This is a genomic window from Streptomyces gelaticus (assembly GCF_014649535.1).
GTDB lineage: Bacteria > Actinomycetota > Actinomycetes > Streptomycetales > Streptomycetaceae > Streptomyces > Streptomyces gelaticus.
In genome coordinates this window covers 14,758-36,548 of record NZ_BMTF01000008.1, presented here as the reverse complement: position 1 = coordinate 36,548, position 21,791 = coordinate 14,758, and the positions used below count along the sequence as shown (strand labels likewise).

General features: G+C 69.0%; 22 protein-coding genes and 3 tRNA genes. 6 read left to right on the top strand and 19 right to left on the bottom strand.

Going from position 1 to position 21,791, the window contains the following annotated elements:
- Nucleotides 1-19: 19 nt before the first annotated feature.
- The 9 genes from rpoB to IE107_RS14100 all read right to left on the bottom strand — a co-directional run bounded on the left by rpoB (nucleotide 20) and on the right by IE107_RS14100 (nucleotide 9,285).
- Nucleotides 20-3,505, bottom strand: a complete 3,486-nt coding sequence (gene rpoB / locus IE107_RS14140) for a DNA-directed RNA polymerase subunit beta (RefSeq protein WP_189544111.1) — start codon at nucleotides 3,503-3,505, stop codon at nucleotides 20-22.
- A 619-nt stretch (nucleotides 3,506-4,124) separates the two neighbouring features.
- On the bottom strand, nucleotides 4,125-4,511 hold the full coding sequence (rplL, locus tag IE107_RS14135; RefSeq protein WP_189544110.1) for a 50S ribosomal protein L7/L12: 387 nt from the start codon (nucleotides 4,509-4,511) through the stop codon (nucleotides 4,125-4,127).
- Nucleotides 4,512-4,622: 111 nt separating this feature from the next.
- The gene (gene rplJ, locus IE107_RS14130; RefSeq protein WP_189544109.1) at nucleotides 4,623-5,153 is read right to left on the bottom strand and encodes a 50S ribosomal protein L10; all 531 of its coding nucleotides are present in this window, start codon (nucleotides 5,151-5,153) and stop codon (nucleotides 4,623-4,625) included.
- A 275-nt stretch (nucleotides 5,154-5,428) separates the two neighbouring features.
- Nucleotides 5,429-6,328 (bottom strand): SCO4651 family lipoprotein, encoded by a 900-nt coding sequence (locus IE107_RS14125; protein WP_189544108.1) that lies wholly within the window; start codon nucleotides 6,326-6,328, stop codon nucleotides 5,429-5,431.
- A gap of 162 nt (nucleotides 6,329-6,490) precedes the next feature.
- Complete coding sequence (rplA, locus tag IE107_RS14120) at nucleotides 6,491-7,213, bottom strand: 50S ribosomal protein L1 (protein ID WP_189544107.1); 723 nt, start codon at nucleotides 7,211-7,213, stop codon at nucleotides 6,491-6,493.
- A gap of 81 nt (nucleotides 7,214-7,294) precedes the next feature.
- Nucleotides 7,295-7,729 carry a 50S ribosomal protein L11 gene (gene rplK, locus IE107_RS14115; RefSeq protein WP_006126872.1) on the bottom strand — a complete coding sequence of 145 codons (435 nt, stop codon included), beginning with the start codon at nucleotides 7,727-7,729 and terminating at the stop codon, nucleotides 7,295-7,297.
- A gap of 175 nt (nucleotides 7,730-7,904) precedes the next feature.
- Nucleotides 7,905-8,744: a transcription termination/antitermination protein NusG gene (gene nusG, locus IE107_RS14110; RefSeq protein WP_189544106.1), complete on the bottom strand. Its 840-nt coding sequence runs from the start codon at nucleotides 8,742-8,744 to the stop codon at nucleotides 7,905-7,907.
- Nucleotides 8,745-8,818: 74 nt separating this feature from the next.
- Complete coding sequence (secE, locus tag IE107_RS14105) at nucleotides 8,819-9,106, bottom strand: preprotein translocase subunit SecE (protein ID WP_072485564.1); 288 nt, start codon at nucleotides 9,104-9,106, stop codon at nucleotides 8,819-8,821.
- 106 nt (nucleotides 9,107-9,212) lie between these two features.
- Nucleotides 9,213-9,285: transfer RNA gene (locus tag IE107_RS14100), tRNA-Trp, on the bottom strand.
- 225 nt (nucleotides 9,286-9,510) lie between these two features.
- Here IE107_RS14100 and IE107_RS14095 point away from each other — a divergent pair.
- Entirely contained in the window at nucleotides 9,511-10,737 is a 1,227-nt protein-coding gene (locus IE107_RS14095; RefSeq protein WP_189544105.1) for a pyridoxal phosphate-dependent aminotransferase, read from the top strand.
- 121 nt (nucleotides 10,738-10,858) lie between these two features.
- Entirely contained in the window at nucleotides 10,859-11,878 is a 1,020-nt protein-coding gene (locus tag IE107_RS14090; protein ID WP_189544104.1) for an adenosine deaminase, read from the top strand.
- Nucleotides 11,879-11,890: 12 nt separating this feature from the next.
- Here the strand turns inward: IE107_RS14090 and IE107_RS14085 are convergent, their stop codons facing one another.
- Nucleotides 11,891-12,496, bottom strand: a complete 606-nt coding sequence (locus IE107_RS14085) for a TetR/AcrR family transcriptional regulator (protein WP_189544103.1) — start codon at nucleotides 12,494-12,496, stop codon at nucleotides 11,891-11,893.
- Nucleotides 12,497-12,583: 87 nt separating this feature from the next.
- Between IE107_RS14085 and IE107_RS14080 the strand changes: the two genes are divergently transcribed.
- Nucleotides 12,584-13,219 (top strand): NAD(P)-dependent oxidoreductase, encoded by a 636-nt coding sequence (locus tag IE107_RS14080; protein WP_189544102.1) that lies wholly within the window; start codon nucleotides 12,584-12,586, stop codon nucleotides 13,217-13,219.
- Between the two features lie 18 nt (nucleotides 13,220-13,237).
- Here IE107_RS14080 and IE107_RS14075 read toward each other — a convergent pair whose 3' ends face one another.
- The 8 genes from IE107_RS14075 to IE107_RS14040 all read right to left on the bottom strand — a co-directional run bounded on the left by IE107_RS14075 (nucleotide 13,238) and on the right by IE107_RS14040 (nucleotide 17,956).
- Nucleotides 13,238-14,293, bottom strand: a complete 1,056-nt coding sequence (locus tag IE107_RS14075; RefSeq protein WP_189544101.1) for a UDP-N-acetylmuramate dehydrogenase — start codon at nucleotides 14,291-14,293, stop codon at nucleotides 13,238-13,240.
- Between the two features lie 68 nt (nucleotides 14,294-14,361).
- The gene (locus IE107_RS14070) at nucleotides 14,362-15,792 is read right to left on the bottom strand and encodes a DHA2 family efflux MFS transporter permease subunit (RefSeq protein WP_189544100.1); all 1,431 of its coding nucleotides are present in this window, start codon (nucleotides 15,790-15,792) and stop codon (nucleotides 14,362-14,364) included.
- Nucleotides 15,793-15,867: 75 nt separating this feature from the next.
- Nucleotides 15,868-16,416: a TetR/AcrR family transcriptional regulator gene (locus IE107_RS14065; protein WP_189544326.1), complete on the bottom strand. Its 549-nt coding sequence runs from the start codon at nucleotides 16,414-16,416 to the stop codon at nucleotides 15,868-15,870.
- A 110-nt stretch (nucleotides 16,417-16,526) separates the two neighbouring features.
- Nucleotides 16,527-16,955 carry a MaoC family dehydratase gene (locus IE107_RS14060; protein ID WP_189544099.1) on the bottom strand — a complete coding sequence of 143 codons (429 nt, stop codon included), beginning with the start codon at nucleotides 16,953-16,955 and terminating at the stop codon, nucleotides 16,527-16,529.
- Entirely contained in the window at nucleotides 16,955-17,407 is a 453-nt protein-coding gene (locus IE107_RS14055; protein ID WP_189544098.1) for a MaoC family dehydratase N-terminal domain-containing protein, read from the bottom strand. Before IE107_RS14055 ends, IE107_RS14060 begins: the two co-directional genes overlap by 1 nt.
- A 103-nt stretch (nucleotides 17,408-17,510) precedes the next feature.
- A complete protein-coding gene (gene rpmG / locus IE107_RS14050; protein WP_003956487.1) occupies nucleotides 17,511-17,675 on the bottom strand; it encodes a 50S ribosomal protein L33 in 165 nt (54 codons plus the stop codon).
- A gap of 89 nt (nucleotides 17,676-17,764) precedes the next feature.
- Nucleotides 17,765-17,837 (bottom strand) — tRNA-Met (locus IE107_RS14045).
- A gap of 46 nt (nucleotides 17,838-17,883) precedes the next feature.
- Nucleotides 17,884-17,956, bottom strand: a tRNA-Thr gene (locus tag IE107_RS14040).
- 300 nt (nucleotides 17,957-18,256) lie between these two features.
- Here IE107_RS14040 and IE107_RS14035 point away from each other — a divergent pair.
- Together IE107_RS14035 and IE107_RS14030 are read left to right on the top strand one after the other, a co-directional pair.
- A complete protein-coding gene (locus IE107_RS14035; protein ID WP_189544097.1) occupies nucleotides 18,257-19,558 on the top strand; it encodes an amidohydrolase family protein in 1,302 nt (433 codons plus the stop codon).
- 34 nt (nucleotides 19,559-19,592) lie between these two features.
- On the top strand, nucleotides 19,593-20,249 hold the full coding sequence (locus IE107_RS14030) for an SDR family oxidoreductase (protein WP_189544096.1): 657 nt from the start codon (nucleotides 19,593-19,595) through the stop codon (nucleotides 20,247-20,249).
- Between the two features lie 17 nt (nucleotides 20,250-20,266).
- Here the strand turns inward: IE107_RS14030 and IE107_RS14025 are convergent, their stop codons facing one another.
- Nucleotides 20,267-20,716, bottom strand: coding sequence for a 2-thiouracil desulfurase family protein (locus tag IE107_RS14025; protein WP_189544095.1), 450 nt, complete (start codon nucleotides 20,714-20,716; stop codon nucleotides 20,267-20,269).
- A gap of 508 nt (nucleotides 20,717-21,224) precedes the next feature.
- Here IE107_RS14025 and IE107_RS14020 point away from each other — a divergent pair.
- Nucleotides 21,225-21,713, top strand: coding sequence for a YajQ family cyclic di-GMP-binding protein (locus IE107_RS14020; RefSeq protein ID WP_189544094.1), 489 nt, complete (start codon nucleotides 21,225-21,227; stop codon nucleotides 21,711-21,713).
- The last annotated feature ends 78 nt before the right edge of the window (nucleotides 21,714-21,791 follow it).

The window sequence follows — 21,791 nt, the reverse complement described above, 5'->3', positions numbered from 1 at the left end:
GATCCGGCCGGCCAACCCGTCAGACCTCTTCGACGCTGCTCGGCTCGCGCCGGGACAGGTCGATACCGAGCTCCTCCGCCGCGCGGAAGACGTCCTCGTCCGTGTCGCGCATCTCGATGGACATGCCGTCCGAGGACAGCACCTCCACATTGAGGCAGAGCGACTGCATTTCCTTGATGAGCACCTTGAAGGACTCAGGGATGCCCGGCTCGGGGATGTTCTCGCCCTTGACGATGGCCTCGTAGACCTTCACGCGGCCGGTCACGTCGTCGGACTTGATCGTCAGGAGCTCCTGGAGGGCGTACGCGGCGCCGTAAGCCTCAAGGGCCCACACCTCCATCTCACCGAATCGCTGACCACCGAACTGCGCCTTACCACCCAGCGGCTGCTGGGTGATCATGGAGTACGGGCCCGTCGAACGAGCGTGCAGCTTGTCGTCGACGAGGTGGTGCAGCTTGAGGATGTACATGTAGCCGACCGAGACCGGGTCCGGGAACGGCTCGCCGGAGCGGCCGTCGAACAGCTTGGCCTTGCCGGAGGGCTGTACCAGGCGGTCGCCGTCGCGGTTCGGGATCGTGGCCTCGAAGAGACCGGAGATCTCGTCCTCGCGCGCACCGTCGAAGACGGGGGTGGCGACGTTGGTGCCGGGGGCGACCTGGTCGGCGCCGATGGCCTGCAGGCGCTTGGCCCACTCGTCACCGAGGCCGGAGACGTCCCAGCCGCGGCTGGCGAGCCAGCCGAGGTGGATCTCCAGGACCTGTCCCGGGTTCATTCGGGACGGGACACCCAGCGGGTTGAGGATGATGTCGACCGGGGTGCCGTCCTCCAGGAACGGCATGTCCTCGATCGGCAGGATCTTCGAGATGACGCCCTTGTTGCCGTGACGGCCGGCGAGCTTGTCACCGTCGGTGATCTTGCGCTTCTGCGCGACGTAGACGCGGACCAGCTGGTTCACGCCCGGCGGCAGCTCGTCGCCCTCTTCGCGGTCGAAGACGCGGACGCCGATGACCTTGCCGATCTCACCGTGCGGCACCTTCAGCGAGGTGTCGCGCACCTCGCGCGCCTTCTCACCGAAGATCGCGCGGAGCAGGCGCTCCTCGGGGGTCAGCTCGGTCTCACCCTTGGGCGTGACCTTGCCGACGAGGATGTCACCGGCGACGACCTCGGCACCGATACGGATGATGCCGCGCTCGTCGAGGTCGGCGAGGACCTCTTCGGAGACGTTCGGGATGTCCCGGGTGATCTCCTCCGGGCCGAGCTTGGTGTCACGGGCGTCGACCTCGTGCTCCTCGATGTGGATCGAGGAGAGGACGTCGTCCTGCACGAGGCGCTGCGACAGGATGATCGCGTCCTCGTAGTTGTGACCCTCCCACGGCATGAACGCCACGAGCAGGTTCTTGCCGAGGGCCATCTCACCGTTCTCGGTGGCCGGACCGTCGGCGAGCACCTGGTCGGCGACGACCCGGTCGCCCTCGGAGACGACAACCTTCTGGTTGACCGAGGTGCCCTGGTTGGAGCGCATGAACTTGGCGATGCGGTACGTGGTGTACGTGCCGTCGTCGTTGGTGACGGTGATGTAGTCCGCGGAGACCTCCTGGACCACACCGTCCTTCTCGGCCTTGAGCACGTCGCCGGCGTCGGTGGCGCAGCGGTACTCCATGCCGGTGCCGACGAGCGGGGCCTCCGACTTAATCAGCGGCACCGCCTGACGCATCATGTTCGCGCCCATGAGGGCACGGTTGGCGTCGTCGTGCTCCAGGAAGGGGATCATCGCGGTCGCGACGGACACCATCTGGCGCGGCGAGACGTCCATGTAGTCGACGTCCGCGCCGGGCACGTAGTCGACCTCGCCGCCACGGCGGCGGACCAGCACGCGGGACTCGGCGAACCGCAGCTCGTCGCTGAGCGGCGCGTTGGCCTGCGCGATGACGAAGCGGTCCTCCTCGTCGGCGGTCAGGTAGTCGACCTCGTCGGTGACCTGGCCGTCGACGACCTTGCGGTACGGCGTCTCGATGAAACCGAACGCGTTGATCCGGCCGTAGGAGGCCAGCGAGCCGATCAGACCGATGTTCGGGCCTTCCGGCGTCTCGATCGGGCACATGCGGCCGTAGTGCGAGGGGTGCACGTCACGGACCTCGAAGCCGGCCCGCTCACGGGAGAGACCACCCGGGCCGAGGGCGTTGAGACGACGCTTGTGCGTCAGGCCCGACAGCGGGTTGTTCTGGTCCATGAACTGGGACAGCTGGCTGGTGCCGAAGAACTCCTTGATGGAGGCGACGACCGGCCGGATGTTGATCAGGGTCTGCGGCGTGATCGCCTCGACGTCCTGGGTGGTCATGCGCTCGCGCACGACGCGCTCCATACGGGCGAGACCCGTACGGACCTGGTTCTGGATCAGCTCGCCGACGTTGCGGATACGACGGTTGCCGAAGTGGTCGATGTCATCGGTCTCGACCATGATCGAGCGGCCGGACTCGCCGACCGTCTCGGTCTCACCGGCGTGCAGCTTGACCAGGTACTTGATCGTCGCGATGACGTCGTCGCTGGTGAGCACACCGGCGTCCAGCGGCTCGTCGGCGCCGAGCTTCTTGTTCACCTTGTAGCGGCCGACCTTCGCGAGGTCGTAGCGCTTCGGGTTGAAGTAGAGGTTCTCGAGCAGCGTCTGAGCGGCCTCACGGGTGGGCGGCTCGCCCGGACGCAGCTTGCGGTAGATGTCGAGCAGTGCGTCGTCCTGGCCCTGGGTGTGGTCCTTCTCCAGGGTGGCGCGCATCGACTCGTACTCGCCGAACTCTTCCAGGATCTGCTCGGTCGTCCAGCCGAGAGCCTTCAGGAGAACGGTGACGGACTGCTTGCGCTTGCGGTCGATGCGCACACCGACCATGTCGCGCTTGTCGATCTCCATCTCCAGCCAGGCACCCCGGGACGGGATGATCTTGGCGGAGAAGATGTCCTTGTCGGACGTCTTGTCGATGGAGGAGTCGAAGTAGACACCCGGCGAGCGGACCAGCTGCGACACGACGACACGCTCGGTGCCGTTGATGACGAAGGTGCCCTTGTTGGTCATGAGCGGGAAGTCGCCCATGAAGACCGTCTGGGACTTGATCTCGCCGGTCTCGTTGTTGGTGAACTCAGCGGTGACGAAGAGCGGGGCGGCGTACGTGAAGTCGCGCTCCTTGCACTCGTCGATCGAGTTCTTCGGGGGCTCGAAGCGGTGGTCGCGGAAAGTCAGCGACATCGACCCGGAGAAGTCCTCGATCGGCGAGATCTCCTCGAAGATCTCTTCCAGGCCGGACTTGGTCGGGACGTTCTGTCCGCTGTCCAGAGCAGCCTCGACGCGAGCCTTCCATGCGGCATTGCCGAGGAGCCAGTCAAAGCTCTCGGTCTGCAGCGCGAGGAGGTTCGGAACCTCGAGGGGCTCCTTGATTTTTGCAAAGGAGATGCGCAGCGGGGCGGTGCTGGCACCGTTGTTCGTATTCGCGGTCGAGGCGTTGCGCGAGGCGGCCAAGAGGGGGTCCTTCCGAGGGCTCGGACTCACTACGCGCGTACCGGTCCCAAGTTGGACACGGTGACAGTCGATTCCTGATTCGACCGAAAAGGCCAGGTCAGAGATGGTCAGTCATCGGTGCTCAAGCGAGGGCATGCCCCTGGTGACGGGCAGGGGGCAGCTAACAGGCAGCGCAAAGGGTCAGTGTAGCCAAACGGCACACTGATGTCCAGTCGGGGTTCTCAGAGACCCACGTTGCTCTCAACAGCTGTTCTCAACACCTACTGCTAGACGTTGCGCGTGGTGCGCTCTTCTTTACTGCCCGCTTCTCCCACGATCCATGCCTCGAATTCGGATCGATGTGACGACGCGTCCTGAGAATTGCGCGCCGTGTGCGGTTCGTCAAGGCCCCCCTGCGGGGACGACGCCCCGAGGTCCTTCACCCGACCGCCGCCAGGCGCCGGTCGACCGCCCCTGAGAGGCAACGGCGAAGATCACCATACTCGTCGCCGCAGGAAGAGCAAGGCAGCCGCCTCGGGGACGCCGAAGGGCGACCACCCGGATGGGTGATCGCCCTTCGTGTGATGACACCTGTGCCGTGCGGCACGGGGCGTCAGAAGGAGTCAGCGGACTCCCTGAGTCACTTGACCTCGACGGAAGCGCCGGCGGCCTTGAGGGACTCGGCAGCCTTCTCGGCGGCCTCCTTGGCGACCTTCTCGAGGACCGGCTTCGGGGTGCCGTCGACGAGGTCCTTGGCCTCCTTCAGACCCAGCGAGGTCAGCTCACGCACGACCTTGATGACCTGGATCTTCTTCTCGCCGGCGCCGGTGAGGATGACGTCGAACTCGTCCTGCTCCTCAGCGGCAGCGCCCTCGCCGCCACCCTGGGCCGGACCGGCGGCAACGGCGACGGCCGCGGCGGCGGTGACGTCGAACTTCTCCTCGAAGGCCTTCACGAACTCGGAGAGCTCGATGAGGGTCATCTCTTCGAACTGCGCGAGCAGGTCGTCCTGGGACAGCTTCGCCATGATGGCGTCCTTCCACTAATTCGGCTGGTGCCGGATGTACATGTAGGCGGGCGTACGTTCGGCCCGCTGCGACCGTCGCCCTGGTGGGCGACGATCATTGCGCGAGCCGAATTACTCGGCACCGCCCTGCTCGGCGAGCTTGACGCGAAGCGCGTCCGCGGTGCGGACGAACTTCGACGGCAGCGCCTGGAAGAGCTGAGCAGCCTGGGACTGCTTGCCCTTGAAGGCACCGGCCAGCTTGCTGAGCAGAACCTCGCGGGACTCAAGGTCCGCAAGCTTCTTGATCTCATCGGCGGACAGCGCCTTGCCATCAAGGACACCGCCCTTGATGATCAGGTTCGGGTTCTCCTTGGCGAAGTCACGAAGACCCTTCGCCGACTCCACCGGGTCACCGGTGATGAAGGCAACCGCCGTCGGACCAGTGAACTGGTCGTCCAGCGAAGTGATCCCGGCCTCGTTGGCCGCAATCTTGGTCAGCGTGTTCTTCACCACGGCGTACTGGGCGTTCTCACCGAGCGAACGACGCAGCGTCTTGAGCTGCGCAACGGTGAGACCCCGGTACTCGGTCAGCACGGCGGCGTTCGAGCTGCGGAACTGGTCCGCGAGCTCGGCTACCGCGGCAGCCTTGTCGGGCCTTGCCATGAGCGTCGGCCTCCTTCCGGGTGATGAGGACCGCTCAGAAGGGGCCGGGAAAGACGAAACGCCCCGGCGCGGGCGCCAGGGCGTAGCTCGACCGAATCAGATCCGGGAGCTTTCCACAGTCACCTGCGCAGGTCGCCCGTACTCAACGGATCCTTCGGTCGCCGTTCCCTCTTGCGAGAGCACAGCAACGACCAGCGGTCTTTGGCTTCTGTAGGAGAGTACGCGACCGTGGTCGCGCCGAGCAAATCCGTCCCTCTCAGGGCGGCCCGGGAGGGTCAGGACGCGCCCGAACCCGCTTTCTGCTGCTGCTTCAGGAGCTCGGCGAAGTCGACCGTGTCGGAGGCCGGGGGCTGCTCGACCGAGACCTTCGTGCCGTAGTCGCTGTAGTACACCGTGGAATTGAGCTCGCCGGTCTTCATCTGGCCGCGCTCGGTCTTCTTGACCAGCAGATCGTTGTCGTCGACCCAGATGTCGACCGTCTCGGTGGTGATGCCGGCGTCGCTCAGCTGCTTCTTCAGCTGCTCCAGCTGGTCGGCGTCGAGCTCGGAGTTCTTCGCGGTCAGGGCGGCGACGTCGACGGTGCCGGAGTAGTGCGTGGTGGAGACGCCGCGGACGTCCTCCTTGCCGACCTTCTTCACGTCGCCGGAGGCCAGCAGCGACTTCACTCCCTGGTCGGGGGTGGTGTTCTGCATCTGCTGCTTCATCGCCTCGCCGGAGGCGCCCGCCATCTTGGCGAGGTCGGCGTAGCCGTAGCTGATCCAGTGCTTGCCACCGGTCTGCTTCGAGAAGCCGTCGCCCATGTTGACGGCGTAACCGTCCTTGAAGTAGCGGGCCTGCATCGTGCCGGTGCCGCCGCTCTGCTTCATGACGTCCGCCATGCTGCCGCCGGTGTACGTGATCTCCATGGCGCCGGTGAGACCGTCGGTCCAGTCGATGGTGCCGGTCTGCTTCATGGACATGGTGGTGCCCATCTGGGTGGTGCCCTCGACCTTCGCCGAGCTCTCCCCACCGGTCTTCTTCTGCACGTCGAGCAGCGCGGCGATCGGGTCGGCCTTCACGACGCCGCTGCCCTTGTCGCTCTTGCCGCTGTCCGACCCGCTGCAGGCCGCGATCGATGTCAGCGCCGCTGCCGCCGCGACCGACAGACACACGCGTCGCACGGTACTGGTCCTCATGTCAGCTTCCACCCCTCGTTCGGCTCTGTCGGGGCTTCACGCTAACGCACAGCTCCGACACGGCCCCCGGCAGTACGGATACAAGGACGGGCCCCGCACCTGGAAAGGTTGCGGGGCCCGTCGATGTCACACGTGACGCGGCTTGCTGCCGAGCGCGAGGGCTCAGACGGCGGCCGGGTCCTCCTCGACGAGGAGGTTACGGGTGCGGTTGGCGTCCAGCGGGATGCCGGGGCCCATCGTGGTGGCCAGAGCGGCCTTCTTGATGTAGCGGCCCTTGGCGGCGGACGGCTTCAGACGGAGGACCTCTTCCAGCGCCGCTGCGTAGTTCTCCACCAGCTTGGTGTCGTCGAACGAGACCTTGCCGATGATGAAGTGCAGGTTCGAGTGCTTGTCGACGCGGAACTCGATCTTGCCGCCCTTGATGTCGTTGACAGCCTTGGCGACATCGGGGGTGACGGTGCCGGTCTTCGGGTTCGGCATCAGACCACGCGGACCGAGCACCCGGCCGAGGCGGCCGACCTTGCCCATGAGGTCCGGGGTGGCGACGACGGCGTCGAAGTCCAGACGGCCCTTCGCCACCTCGTCGATGAGCTCGTCGGCGCCGACGATGTCGGCGCCCGCGGCTTCCGCGGCCGCAGCACGGTCACCGGTCGCGAAGACCAGGACCCGGGCGGTCTTGCCGGTGCCGTGCGGGAGGTTCACGGTGCCACGGACCATCTGGTCGGCCTTGCGGGGGTCGACACCCAGACGGAAGGCGACCTCGACAGTGCCGTCGAACTTCGTGGTCGCGGTCTCCTTGGCGAGGCGGACGGCCTCGAGCGGGGCGTAGAGGCGCTCCCGGTCGACCTTGGCGTCCGCAGCCCGGAGGTTCTTGCTGCGCTTCACTGCTACTCCTGTGGTTTCAGAGTGTGGAGTCGTGGTGCGGGCCAGCGCTTGGCCCTACCACTGAGGACGTGAGGGGCTGATTCAGCCTTCGACCGTGATGCCCATGGAACGGGCGGTGCCAGCGATGATCTTCGACGCGGCGTCGAGGTCGTTGGCGTTCAGGTCGGGGAGCTTCGTCGTGGCGATCTCGCGGACCTGGGCAGCCGTGAGCTTGGCGACCTTGGTCTTGTGCGGCTCGCCGGAGCCCTTCTCCACGCCCGCGGCCTTGAGGATCAGCTTGGCGGCCGGCGGCGTCTTGGTGACGAAGGTGAAGGAGCGGTCCTCGTAGACCGTGATCTCCACCGGCACGACCATGCCACGCTGCGACTCGGTCGCGGCGTTGTAGGCCTTGCAGAACTCCATGATGTTGACGCCGTGCTGGCCGAGCGCGGGGCCGACCGGCGGGGCCGGGTTGGCCGCACCGGCGTTGATCTGGAGCTTGATAAGCCCCGTGACCTTCTTCTTCTTGGGAGGCATTGCTCTCTCCGGGTCCTAGTGAGAGTGTTTCGCCGCCGTCCGGTCATCCGGATGGAGGCATACCGCGCAACGATAACGGGTATAGCTGCGCGACCAAAAACCAAGCAGGTCAGACGGGCTTTGCAGCCGGTCTGACCTGCTCGGTAGGCATGTGTCCGGGAACGAGCGGAAACCGCTAGTTCTTCTGGATCTGGTCGAAGCTGAGCTCGACCGGGGTCTCGCGGCCGAAGATCTCGACGAGACCCTTGACCTTCTTCGAGTCGGCGTTGATCTCGTTGATCGTCGCCTGCAGCGTGGCGAACGGACCGTCGGTGACGGTGACCGAATCGCCGACCTCGAAGTCGAGCACCTGGACCTCGACCTTGCGGGCCGGGGCCGGCTTGCCCTCGGCCTCGGCGGCCTCGCGGGCGGCCTTCTCCTCGGCCTCCGGGGCGAGCATCTTGACGATCTCGTCCAGGGTCAGCGGGTACGGGTCGTAGGCGTTGCCCACGAAGCCGGTGACGCCGGGGGTGTTGCGGACGACACCCCAGGACTCGTTCGTCAGGTCCATGCGCACCAGGACATAGCCCGGGAGCTTGTTCTGGCGGACATTCTTGCGCTCGCCGTTCTTGATCTGGACGATCTCTTCCTCGGGCACTTCGGCCTGGTAGATGAAGTCCTCGACGTTGAGCGAGACGGCGCGCTGCTCCAGGTTGGCCTTCACGCGCTTCTCGTAACCGGCGTACGTATGGATGACGTACCACTCGCCGGGAAGGCCGCGCAGCTCGTCGCGCAGGGCGGTGACGGCGTCGACCGGGGCGGCCTCCGCGGCCTCTTCCTCGTCGTCCTCGACGTGCACGGCGGCCTGCTCGGCGGGCTCACCAGCGGCAGCGTCGGCAGCTTCGGCCTGGTCCGACTCCTCGGCCTGGTCCAGCTCCTCGGCGTCTGCCGCCTCGACGATGTCGAGCTCGTCCTCGGCGGACTCGAAGGCGCCCGCCGTCGGCTCGTCGGCGTCGTTCAGGTTCGGGTCAGACACGGTGGCTGCTTCTTCCTGGATTACAAATGGGTGGAACATGCGAAAGGGGCGCCCATGAGGCGCCCTCCGCGGGATCAGCCGAAGACGTACTTGATGACCCGCTGGAATCCGAAGTCAATCACGGTAACCAGACCGATCATGACGACGACGAAGACGATCACCACGCTGGTGTACGTCGTCAGCTGACTACGGGTCGGCCAGACGACCTTGCGCAACTCGGCGACGATCTGGCGGTAGAACAGCGCGAGGCGGCCCAGAGGGCCCTTCTTTCCGCGCTTGCCGCCCTTCCGGGTCTTCTTCTTCGACTCGGGTACTTCATCCTCGGCATCAGGCATGTCGATGGAGCCCACGGCGTCCGTCACGCTTCTCACCTGATTCCGGGTCATGGCCGTGCCGCGCCCGGTGGAGCCGCACGGCGGTGCATTGAAGTACGTACATGCGCACACTTCCTGGCGAAGAAGTGTGTAGCAGGGCCGGAGGGACTTGAACCCCCAACCGCTGGTTTTGGAGACCAGTGCTCTACCAATTGAGCTACGACCCTTTGTGGATTCCACCAACCTACCGCATCTCCCCGGATGGTTCCGGTGCAGGAACGGTGTGGCTGGTGAAGGCCAACGACAGGTGAGTGTACGTGCTCAGCGGCCCGGCGTCGAACAGATAGCTCCCGACCGCTCCTGGTCGCATGTTGTCCGCATGCTGTCCGAGTCGTGTCCGCTCCCTGAAACCCCTGTGCCGACGGGGATCACGGTCTGGGACCATGGGCGCCATGAGCGCTGCAACTTCCCCCTCCGAGCGCCGGGTCTCCGCCCGCATCGGTGCGATCTCCGAATCCGCCACCCTCGCCGTCGACGCCAAGGCCAAGGCCCTCAAGGCCGCCGGCCGTCCGGTGATCGGCTTCGGTGCCGGCGAGCCCGACTTCCCGACCCCCGGTTACATCGTCGAGGCCGCGGTCGAGGCCTGCCGCAACCCGAAGTACCACCGCTACACCCCGGCAGGAGGGCTTCCGGAGCTCAAGGCCGCCATCGCGGAGAAGACGCTGCGCGACTCCGGCTACGAGGTCGACACCTCGCAGATCCTGGTGACCAACGGCGGCAAGCAGGCCATCTACGAGGCGTTCGCCGCGATCCTCGACCCGGGCGACGAGGTCATCGTCCCCGCCCCGTACTGGACCACCTACCCCGAGTCGATCCGGCTGGCCGGCGGTGTCCCGGTGGAGGTCGTGGCCGACGAGACCACCGGCTACCGGGTCTCCGTGGAGCAGCTGGAGGCGGCGCGCACCGAGCGCACGAAGGTCGTCCTGTTCGTCTCGCCGTCGAACCCCACCGGTGCCGTGTACAGCGAGGCCGACGCCGAGGCGATCGGCCGCTGGGCCGTCGAGCACGGCCTGTGGGTGCTGACCGACGAGATCTACGAGCACCTGGTCTACGGCGACGCGAAGTTCACCTCGCTGCCCGCGCTCGTGCCCGAGCTGCGCGACAAGTGCATCGTGGTCAACGGTGTCGCCAAGACGTACGCGATGACCGGCTGGCGGGTGGGCTGGGTCATCGGCCCGAAGGACGTCGTCAAGGCCGCGACCAACCTCCAGTCGCACGCCACGTCCAACGTCTCCAACGTGGCCCAGGTCGCCGCGCTGGCCGCCGTTTCCGGGAACCTGGACGCGGTCGCCGAGATGCGCACCGCCTTCGACCGGCGCCGGCGGACCATCGTCCGGATGCTCAACGAGATCGACGGGGTGCTGTGCCCGGAGCCCGAGGGCGCGTTCTATGCGTACCCCTCGGTGAAGGAGCTGCTCGGCAAGGAGATCCGGGGCAGGCGCCCGGCCACCTCCGTCGAGCTGGCGGCGCTGATCCTGGACGAGGCCGAGGTCGCGGTCGTGCCGGGCGAGGCCTTCGGCACGCCGGGCTATCTCCGCCTCTCGTACGCACTGGGCGACGAGGACCTCGTCGAGGGCGTCTCGCGGATCCAGAAGCTGCTGGGCGAGGCCAAGGCGTAGCGCGTCCCGCACCTGCGGAAGCGACCTCCGGCTGCGGCCGGGGGTCGCTTTCGCGTTCGAAGGTCAACTCGATGGGGAAAGCGGCTACCGCTCGACCCCACGTGTGCGGCAGGATCCTGGGATGGAGCGCGATGTACGGCTGTTGCCCAAGGCCCACCTGCACCTGCATTTCACCGGGTCGATGCGGCCGACGACCCTGCTCGAACTCGCCGACAAGTACGGCGTGCATCTGCCGGACGCCCTGACCGGCGGCGAGCCGCCCAAGCTGCGGGCCACCGACGAGCGCGGCTGGTTCCGTTTCCAGCGGCTCTACGACATCGCCCGGTCCTGCCTCAGGGCCCCCGAGGACATTCAGCGGCTGGTCCGCGAGACGGCCCAGGAGGACGTCGCGGACGGCTCCCGCTGGCTGGAGATCCAGGTCGACCCCACCTCGTACGCCCCGCTGCTCGGCGGGCTGATCCCGGCGATCGAGATCATCCTGGACGCGGTGGACAGTGCCTCGCGCGAGACGGGTCTGCCGATCCGGGTGGTGATCGCGGCGAACCGGATGAAGCATCCGCTGGACGCCCGGACGCTCGCCCGGCTCGCGGTGCGGTACGCGGACCGGGGCGTGGTCGGATTCGGGCTCTCCAACGACGAGCGCCGCGGGATGGCCCGGGACTTCGACCGGGCCTTCGCCATCGCCCGCGAGGGCGGGCTGCTGGCGGCGCCGCACGGCGGCGAGCTGTCCGGCCCCGCCAGTGTGCGGGACTGCCTGGACGATCTGGACGCGGCCCGGATCGGGCACGGCGTGCGGGCCGCCGAGGACCCGCGGCTGCTGCGCAGGCTGGCGGAGCGCCGGGTGACCTGCGAGGTCTGCCCGTCGTCCAACGTGGCCCTGGGCGTCTACGAGAAGCCCGCCGACGTCCCGCTGCGCGAGCTGTTCGAGGCCGGGGTGCCGATGGCGCTGGGCGCGGACGATCCGCTGCTCTTCGGCTCCCGGCTGGCCGCGCAGTACGACCTCGTGCGGCGCCATCACGCGTTCACCGACGAGGAGCTCGCGGAGCTGGCCCGCCAGTCGGTACGGGGCTCCGCCGCACCTGCCGCGGTCCGGGCGGAGCTGCTGGCGGATGTCGACGCCTGGCTGGCGAAGCCCGCCTGAGGGCGTGCCCGGTTACGCGGCCACGCCCCGCATCAGCGTCCTCGCCAGGGCGGCGGCGAACTCGTCGAGGGGCTGTGGCGGCGACCCGTCCGCCGTGGCCTCGTAGGCGAACGCCCGCTGCGCGCAGGCTCCCAGCAGCAGCGACGCGGCCGCGTAGGTGTCCGCGTCGGCCCGTACCCGGCCGGCCGCCTGCTCGGAGCGCAGATAGGCATCCAGGCCGCTGATGGGCATGTGCGGGCCGGTGCCGAGCTCCCTCATCGCCTCGTTGTGGCGTTCCTTGAGCCGGGGCTCGGCGTACAGCGAGGCGGCGATCGGGAAGCTCTGCTCGTAGAAGAGTGCGGCCTGGCGGGCGATCTCGGTGAGGTTCTGCTCGACCGTGCGCTCCCCCGCCCCGGGGGACGCGACGAGCCGTTTCAGCAGCGGGTTGAGCCGGGGCAGGCGTTCCTTGAGCACGACCACGAACAGCTCTTCCTTGCTCGCGAAGTGCTTGTAGAGCGCGGCCTCCGAGCAGCCCGCGGCTCTGGCGATCTCCTTGGTGGTGGCGCGGGCCAGGCCGATGGTGAGCATCAGCTGGTGGGCGGCGTCGATGATGCGGACGCGGGCCGGCTTCTGCTCCATGTGCACTCCGGCGAAGCTTGACGAGGTGGTGAGTATCCACTCACTGTATGGGTGAGTGAATACTTACCCACCCTGGGAGAGTGCGCAATGAGGATCACGGTGCTCGGTGCGACGGGCGGCGTCGGTCAGGAGATCGTCCGCCAGGCGGTGGCGGCGGGTCACGAGGTGACGGCGGTGGTCCGCGACCCGGCCCGGCTGCCCGTCCCGCTCTCCGGCGTACAGATCCACACGGTCACGCGCGTGGACGATCCGGAGGCGCTGCGCGAGGCGGTCGCGGGCCGGGACGCGGTGCTCTCCGCGCTCGGCTCGCGCGGCCGGAAGGCCGACGGGGTCGCCGAGCGGCTCACCGGCTCGGTGCTGGCGGCGATGGAGGCCGAGGGGGTACGGCGGCTGCTGGTGGTCAGCGCGGCCCCGGTCGGCCCCCGGCCTGCCGACGACCCGCTGCCGGACCGGCTGGCCCGCAGGCTGATCGGGGCGGTCCTCAAGGAGGTCTACGCGGACCTGACTCGGATGGAGGCCGCGCTGGCCCGGAGCGCGGCGGACTGGACATCCGTACGGCCGCCGAAGCTCACGAACGGGCCGCTGACCGGGAAGTACCGTACGGCCGTCGGCAGCACGCCGCGCAGCGGCCGGACCATCTCACGCGCCGACGTGGCCCACGCGATGCTGGCGCTGACCGACGATCCGGCGTCGGTGAAGCAGGGCGTGGGCGTGGCCTACTGAGGTACGTACCGGCGGGCCCTAAAGGCTCACGCCGACCGTCACCGGTTCGTTGACGAGCGTGACGCCGAAGGCCTCGCGGACTCCGGCGACGACCTCGCGGGCGAGCGCGAGGAGGTCCTCGGTGGTCGCCTCGCCGCGGTTGGTGAGGGCGAGGGTGTGCTTGGTGGAGATACGGGCCGGTCCGGTGCCGTATCCCTTGGTGAAACCGGCCTTGTCGATGAGCCAGGCCGCCGAGGTCTTGACGCGTCCCCCGTCCGCAGGGAAGGCGGGGGGCGTCGTCCCGGGGCCGAGCCGGTCCTCGGCGCGGGCGAGGAACGCCTCGTACTCCGCCTCTTCCAGGATCGGGTTGGTGAAGAAGGAGCCCGCCGACCAGGAGTCGTGGTCCTCCGGGTCCAGCACCATGCCCTTGCCGGCGCGGAGCGCGAGCACCGTTTCACGGGCGGCCGCCGCGGGCACGCGCTCGCCCTGCTCGACCCCCATGGTGCGGGCCGTCTCGGCGTACCGCAGCGGCGCGGAGAGACCGCCCGCGTCCTCCAGCTCGAAACGGACACGCAACACCACGAAACGGTCGGGTTCGGCCTTGAAACGACTGTGCCGGTACGAGAACCCGCAGTCCTCGTTCGGGATGGTGACCGTTTCCTCGGAGCGCCGGTCGTAGGCGACGACCTCCGTGATGGTGGAGGAGACCTCCTGGCCGTACGCGCCGACGTTCTGGATCGGTGTCGCACCCGCGGAGCCCGGGATTCCGGCCAGGCACTCGATGCCCGCGAGGCCGGCTTCGACGGTGCGCGCCACGGCGTCCGTCCAGATCTCGCCGGCGGCGAGCTCCAGCGTCGTACCGTTCAGCGCGAAGCCCTTGGTCGCGATGCGCAGGGCGGTGCCGTCGAAACCCTTGTCGCCGATGACCAGGTTGCTGCCGCCGCCGATGACGAGGAGCGGGGTGCCGCTCCCGTCGGCCTCGCGCACGGCTTCGATCACCTCGGCGTCGGTGGTCGCCGTGAGGAGGCGGGTGGCGGGGCCGCCCAGCCGGAAGGTGGTCAGGGGGGCGAGGGGGGCGTCATGGAGTTCCTGCACGGGGACAAGAGTACGGTCCCGCGCCCCCACCGCTCGGGCGGGGCACGGACCGTACGTGAAGCCGCGGCTCAGGCGGCGACCGGGGCGCGCTTCCGGGCCGCCACGGGCTCCGGGGCAGGCTTGCTGCGGCGGCGCGGGATCAGCAGGGCTGCGACGGTGGCCAGGGCCACCGCCGAGGCACCGATCCAGACCGCCGGAACGGTCCCGTCCGTGAAGGACCGCGCGGAGTCGTAACCGCCCTGCGCGGAGAAGACCGTGGCGAGCACGGCGACCCCGAGGGCCCCGCCGACCTCGCGCAGGGCGTTGTTGGCGCCGGAGGCGATGCCCTGCTCCGCGGGGCGGACGCTGGACATCACGAGGCCGGCGGCGGGCGCGAAGTACAGGGCCATGCCGACCCCGCCGACGATCAGGCCGGGCAGCTGCGAGGCGTACGAGGCATCGGGCGCGACGACCAGCGCGAAGAACGCGAGGCCGACGGCCTGGAGGGCGAGTCCGGCCACGACCACCGGGCGGCCGCCGAACCGGTCGGAGAGCATCCCCGCGACGGGCGCGACCAGCATCGGCATTCCGGTCCAGGGCAGCATCCGCAGGCCGGCCTCGGTGGGCGAGTAGCCCAGCACGCCCTGGAAGTACTGGCTGAGCAGGAAGATCGACCCGAACATGCCCAGGAACATCAGCATGCTCGCCATGTTGATCCCGAAGAACGCGCGGTCGCGGAAGAGCCGCATGGGCAGCATGGGGCGCTTCGCGCGGAAGCCGTGGCGGACGAAGCCGGCCATGAGCGCCGCGCCCGCGATCAGCGCGCCGAGCACGGTGGGGCTGGTCCAGCCGTCGGAGTTGGCGGTCACCAGGCCGTAGACGATGCCGAACAGACCGCCGCTGACCAGGAGGGTGCCGGGGACGTCGAGCCGTGCGTCCGGCGCGTACGACTCCGTCAGGCGCAGCCTGGCCAGCGGCAGCAGGGCCACGCCGACCGGGACGTTCAGCCAGAAGATCCACTGCCAGGACAGGTGCTCGGTGAGGCTGCCGCCGATCAGGGGCCCGCTGGCCACGGCCAGTCCGGTGACGGCGCTGAAGATGCCGAGCGCGGCGCCACGGCGGGCGGGCGGCACGGCGGCCGTGAGCAGGGTGAGCGTCAACGGCATCATGATCGCGGCGCCCACGCCCTGGACCGCCCGGAAGGCGATGAGTTCGTTGATCCCGGGCGAGAGGGCGGCCGCGGCGGAGGCGCCGGTGAAGACGGCGAGCCCGGTGAGGAAGAGTCGGCGGCGGCCGAATCTGTCGCCGAGGGCCGCCCCGAGCATCAGCAGGACGGCGAAGGTGAGCGTGTAGGCGTTCACCGTCCATTCCAGCTCGGCCAGCCCGCCGCCGAGGCTCTGGCGGATGGAGGGCAGGGCGGTGGTGACGACGAGGTTGTCGAGAGCCGCCATGAATCCGGCGACGCTGGTGATGACGAGGGCCCAGACCGCTCCTGAGCGGCCTGCGGTGTGCTGGTTCACTGCTCCCCCTGGGGGTTAGTTATCAATGACTAACTTCTCTGGGCAGAAAACCGGGCGGAACCCGGGTCGCACTGTTCAGGCGGTCGGCCTGGCCTCGTCGTAGAACCCCGACCAGACCCGGTGACCGGCCGGGAAGCCGAGCGCGGCCAGCGTGTTGACGAGCATTCCGTACGCGAGGAACGTCGTCGTCTCCTTGACGTCGGCACCCAGGGCGAGATGGACGTCGTCCCACATCTTCAGCCAGGCGGCGCGCGCCGCGTCGCCGAGCTCGTGATCCCCGGACGCCTCGGCGCTCGCGACAGCCGCGTAGGTCTGCATCTGCATCTGGAGCTTGTCGGGGTCGTCGACGATGAGCCGCTGGTACGCCACGGCCATCGCCTTCACCGCCTCGTCGCCCTCAAGCCCCTCCGCGGCCTCGGCGAAGACCTTGCGGGTGTCCGCGAGGCACCGCTCGACGGCCGCGAGGAACATGGCCTGCTTGTTGGGGAAGAGGCGGAAGAGGTACGGCTGCGAGACACCGACGCGCTTGGCGATCGCCTCGGTGGAGGTGCCGCTGTACCCGCCGCGGGCGAACTCCGTGATCGCCGCCCGGATGACACTCTCTCGCCGCTCTTCCGCACTCATCCTTGCCATGGGAAAAAGTTAGTACTCAATCACTAACTTGGTCAACCGGCCCACCGGCACGGGCGAGGGGCGCGGCCCCGCGGGCCGCGCCCCTGTCACGCGCTACGGCCTCAGGCGAGCCGCACCACGGCGCGGGACATGCCCAGCACCTTCTTGCCCTCGCTCATGGCCGTCAGGTCCACCCGCACCTGCTTGTCGTCCAGCAGGGCGGCGACCTTGGCGCTGACCTCGATCAGGGCGCCCTCGTCGTCGTTCGGCACGACGACCGGTTTGGTGAACCGCACCCCGTACTCGACGACCGCACCCGGGTCCCCGGCCCAGTCCGTGACCACCCGGATCGCCTCGGCCATGGTGAACATGCCGTGCGCGATCACATCCGGCAGCCCGACCTCGCGGGCGAACTTCTCGTTCCAGTGGATCGGGTTGAAATCACCGGAGGCGCCCGCGTACTGCACCAGCGTCGCCCGGGTCACCGGGAAGGACCGGGCCGGCAGCTCCGTACCGACCTCGACCGACTCGTATGCGACCTTCGCCGTCATCACGCCTCCTCGGCGGCGCGCGCCACCAGCTTCGTCCACGCGGTCACGACGTGCTCACCGGACTCGTCGTGGACCTCGCCGCGGACGTCCACGATGTCGTTGCCCGCCAGGGACTTGATGCCCTCGATCGTCGAGGTGACCGTCAGCCGGTCCCCCGCCCGGACGGGGCGGACATAAACGAACTTCTGGTCGCCGTGCACCACCCTGCTGTAGTCCAGGCCCAGCTGCGGGTCATGGATCACCTGACCGGCGGCCTTGAACGTGATGGAGAAGACGAATGTCGGCGGCGCGATCACATCGCTGTGGCCGAACGCCTTGGCCGCCTCCGGGTCGACGTACACCGGATTCGGGTCGCCCACCGCCTCGGCGAACTCGCGGATCTTCTCCCGGCCCACCTCGTACGGCGGGGTGGGCGGATAGGTCCGCCCGACGAAGGACTGGTCGAGCGCCATGGGCTCGCTACCTCCTGATGAAAGATGAACAGGCCGAAGAACAGCCTTCATACAACGACACGAGGCCGCCCCCAATGGGGACGGCCTCGTGTACGAGCCTGATTCAGCGCGTTTCGCGGTGCGCGGTGTGCGAGTTGCAGCGCGGGCAGTGCTTCTTCATCTCAAGACGGTCCGGGTTGTTACGCCGGTTCTTCTTGGTGATGTAGTTCCGCTCCTTGCACTCCACGCAGGCCAGCGTGATCTTCGGGCGGACGTCGGTGGCAGCCACGTGAGTGCTCCTTGGACGGACGGATGGACGGATGAACGCAAAAAAGAGTAGCCGATCGAAGGACCGACCCCACAATCGGCTACCGTAAGTAGCGGTGACCGGACTTGAACCGGTGACACAGCGATTATGAGCCGCTTGCTCTACCGACTGAGCTACACCGCTTTGATGAATGAGTCCCCCCGCCGAAGCGGGGTTTCCCGATCACCAGAGCCCCAATGCGGAATCGAACCGCAGACCTTCTCCTTACCATGGAGACGCTCTACCGACTGAGCTATTGGGGCGAGCGATGAAGACATTACACGGTCTGTCGCCGATCGCCCAAATCCGTTTCGGAGCCCCCTCCACCGGCCCTGACCGGCACCCCGCCGAACCCGCGGCCAACGGGCCCCGGGACCGCCGGAAGGCCGCCTGAGCCGCGTCTCGGCCTTCCCCCGGGGCACCGGCGCCGCAGCCGTACGCCCTCGCCCCACGCACCCCAGGGCCACACCGGTACGACTATTTCGCTCCTCCTCGAACCCGACCGAACACGCCCCTAGGCTCGACTCACTCTGCGTGATCTTGTCCCCTTTCCCTGGAGCGCGATGCCCGACAGCCAGCCGTGGCAGCCGGACGACCACGCCGCCGACGCGGCCGGGCCGACCGGCAGCCCCGACACCGCCGCCCCGGCCGGGACCGGCCTGGTGCTCTGCGGCGCCCGTCTCACCGACGGCCGCACCGTGGACGTACGGCTCGGCGGCGACCGCATCGAGGCCGTCGGCACCACGGGCAGCCTGAGCGCTCCCGGTCCACGGCTGGACCTGCGCGGCTATCTCCTGCTCCCCGCCCCCGCCGAACCCCACGCCCACAGCGACACCGCGCTCACCGCCGACGGCACCGGCCCCGGCACCCCCGGACCGGTGTCGTACCGCCCCGAGGACATCCACCGCCGCACCGTCGAGGCCGCTCTGCTCCAGCTCGGCCACGGCGCCACGGCGCTGCGCTCGCACGTACGGATCGGGGACGTCCAAGGCCTCGCCCCGCTCGAAGCCGTGCTCCGGGCGCGCCGCTCGCTGCGCGGTCTGGCCGATCTGACCCCGGTCGCCGTGCCCCGGCTCCTCACCGGCCTGGCGGGAGCCGACAACCTGGCCATGCTGCGCGAGGCGGTGAAGATGGGCGCCGGCGCGGTCGGCGGCTGCCCGGACCTCGATCCGGACCCGGCGGGGTACGCGGAGGCCGTCCTGAAGGTGGCCGCCGAGCAGGGCTGCGCGGTCGATCTGCACACGGACGGCGCCGATCCGGTCCGGCTCGGCCGGCTGGCCGCCATGGCCGGAGGGCTGCGCCCCGGCGTCTCCCTCGGCCCGTGCGCCGGCCTCTCCCGGCTTCCCCCGCAGGCCGCGTGCCGCGCGGCCGACCAGCTGGCCGCGGCCGGGGTGACGGTCGTCTGCCTCCCGCAGGGCGGCTGCTGCGGCACGGAGGACCGGGGCACGGCGCCCGTACGGCTGCTGCGGTCGGCCGGGGTGCGGGTCGCGGCGGGCAGCGGGGCGCTGCGGGACGTCGCGAACCCCGTGGGCCGCGGCGACCCGCTGGAGGCCGCCTACCTGCTCGCCTCGCAGCACGGACTGCCCGCCACGGAGGCGTACGAGGCGGTGGCCTCGGTCGCCAGGGCGGCGATGGGGCTGCCCGGGCTCAGGGTCGAGGCGGGCTTCCCCGCCGAGCTGCTGGCCGTACGCGGGGGGCAGCTGCCGGGCGTGCTCTCGCTCGCGTACAGCCGGGTCGTGGTGCATCGCGGCCGGGTGGTGGCGCGGACGAGCGCGGTGCGCGAGTACTGCGACTCCGAGACCGTCGTGGCCCTCGGTCTGCCGCACCAGGGAAGACCGGATTCCGGTCCTTGCGGCGGGCCCTGAGCACGGTGGGCCCTCGCGGCGTACGGTCGTGAGCATGCGCATTGTCATCGCAGGTGGACATGGTCAGATCGCACTGCGGCTGGAGCGGCTGCTCGCCGCGCGCGGGGACGAAGCCGTGGGTGTCATCCGCAATCCGGACCAGGGCGGGGACCTCCGGGCGGCGGGTGCCGAGCCGGTGGTCCTGGATCTCGAATCCGCCTCCGTGGAGGAGGTGGCGCAGGTGCTGCACGGCGCCGACGCGGCGGTCTTCGCTGCCGGTGCGGGCCCGGGCAGCGGCTCGGCACGCAAGGAGACGGTGGATCGCGGGGCGGCGGTGCTGTTCGCGGACGCGGCGGAGCGGGCGGGCGTACGGCGCTACATCGTGGTCTCGTCGATGGGCGCCGACCCCGACCGTCCGGGCGACGAAGTCTTCGACGCGTATCTGCGGGCCAAGGGCGCCGCGGACGCGTACGTGCGCTCCAGGTCCGCGCTCGACTGGACGATCCTGCGCCCCGGCATGCTGACGAACGACGCGGGTACCGGGTCGGTCCTGCTGACCGCGTCGACCGGTCGCGGGCCGGTGCCGCGCGACGACGTGGCGGCGGCGCTGGCGGAGCTGCTGGAGACCCCGGCGACGGCGGGGCTGACGCTGGAGCTGATCTCGGGGAACGTGCCGGTGTCGGTCGCGGTGAAGGACATCGCGGGGAACTGACCGGGCGGCCTTCGGGCTCAGGCGCCCGGTGCCGGGCGGACGGTGATGCCATGACGTTCCAGCAGCGCGGCGGTGACGCCGTCGCCCGTGCGGAGCGCGCCCGTGAACGTACCGTCGTAGACCGTGCCGCGCCCACAGGAAGGGCTGCGCGCCATCAGCAGCGCCTCGGTGCACCCGGCCCGGCGCGCGGCCTCCAGGGCCTGCTGCGCACCGTCCACGAACTCCTCCGTCACGTCCTGCCCGGTGTCGTCGACGACGCGGGCGCGGCCGTCCAGCACGTCGTGGCCGTCACCACCGGTGATCTCGGCGGGGCGGCGCGGGGTGGGCAGTCCGGCGGAGACCTCGGGGCAGAAGGCCACGGGGCGGCGGTCGCCGATGGCGTCGATCACCTCGGCGGAGGCCTTGCCGCGGCCGTCGAAGCGGCAGGGCACGCCTCGCAGACAGGCGCTGACCAGTACGGATTCCATGTTCGCGGCCCTTTCGCAGTCGCACGGCAGAAAACGTGGCGGAAAACAAAGAAGGCCCCTGTCTGAGACAGGGGCCTTGCCTTGTGGCGGCGCCAGGGTTCGAACCTGGGTAGGCTGAGCCACACCGCCGGGGATTGCTGCCGTGAGACCCGCTTTTCGGCGGTGCTCCCTGGCAACGACGTAAACGATACCCGATGCCCAGGGGTGCTCCGCCACCGGTTTGATCAGCGGCCCTATCGGGCGTGGGTGGCCAAGGGTTGTCCCGTAGTCCCTGGTGGATCGGCGTGCGGCGTCGGATGCGGTGCATCGCAAGGCGGAGGGACGCACGAAGTACCGGATGTATTCGGGCGTTCCGACAACACGGCGAGGTGCCGTGGCTGTCGCCGCGCGCCCGCCAGGGACTACGGGACAGCCCTTAGGCTTTGATCGGCGTCGCGGGGCCGGCAGGCCCGCCGCCGTCCGTATGCATCCCCCGTTTCCGCATCCCCGATACAAGGAGCCACACGTCATGGCCGACTCCAGTTTCGACATCGTCTCGAAGGTCGAGCGGCAGGAGGTCGACAACGCCCTCAACCAGGCCGCCAAGGAAATCTCGCAGCGTTACGACTTCAAGGGCACCAACGCCTCGATCGCCTGGTCCGGCGAGAAGATCCTGATGGAGGCGAACGGCGAGGAGCGGGTCAAGGCGATCCTCGACGTCTTCCAGTCCAAGCTGGTCAAGCGCGGCATCTCGCTGAAGTCGCTGGACGCGGGCGAGCCGCAGCTTTCCGGCAAGGAGTACAAGATCTTCGCCACGATCGAGGAGGGCATCTCCCAGGAGAACGCCAAGAAGGTGGCGAAGATCATTCGCGACGAGGGCCCCAAGGGCGTCAAGGCGCAGGTCCAGGGCGATGAACTGCGGGTCAGCTCGAAGAGCCGGGACAACCTGCAGGCCGTGCAGGCGCTGCTGAAGGGCAAGGACTTCGATTTCGCCCTGCAGTTCGTGAACTACCGGTAGGTCCCGCCCTTTCGGTGTGCGGAGCGGGAGCCACCGCTCCGCACCCGGGGTGCGATGTCCGAAAACCGCCGGTCACGC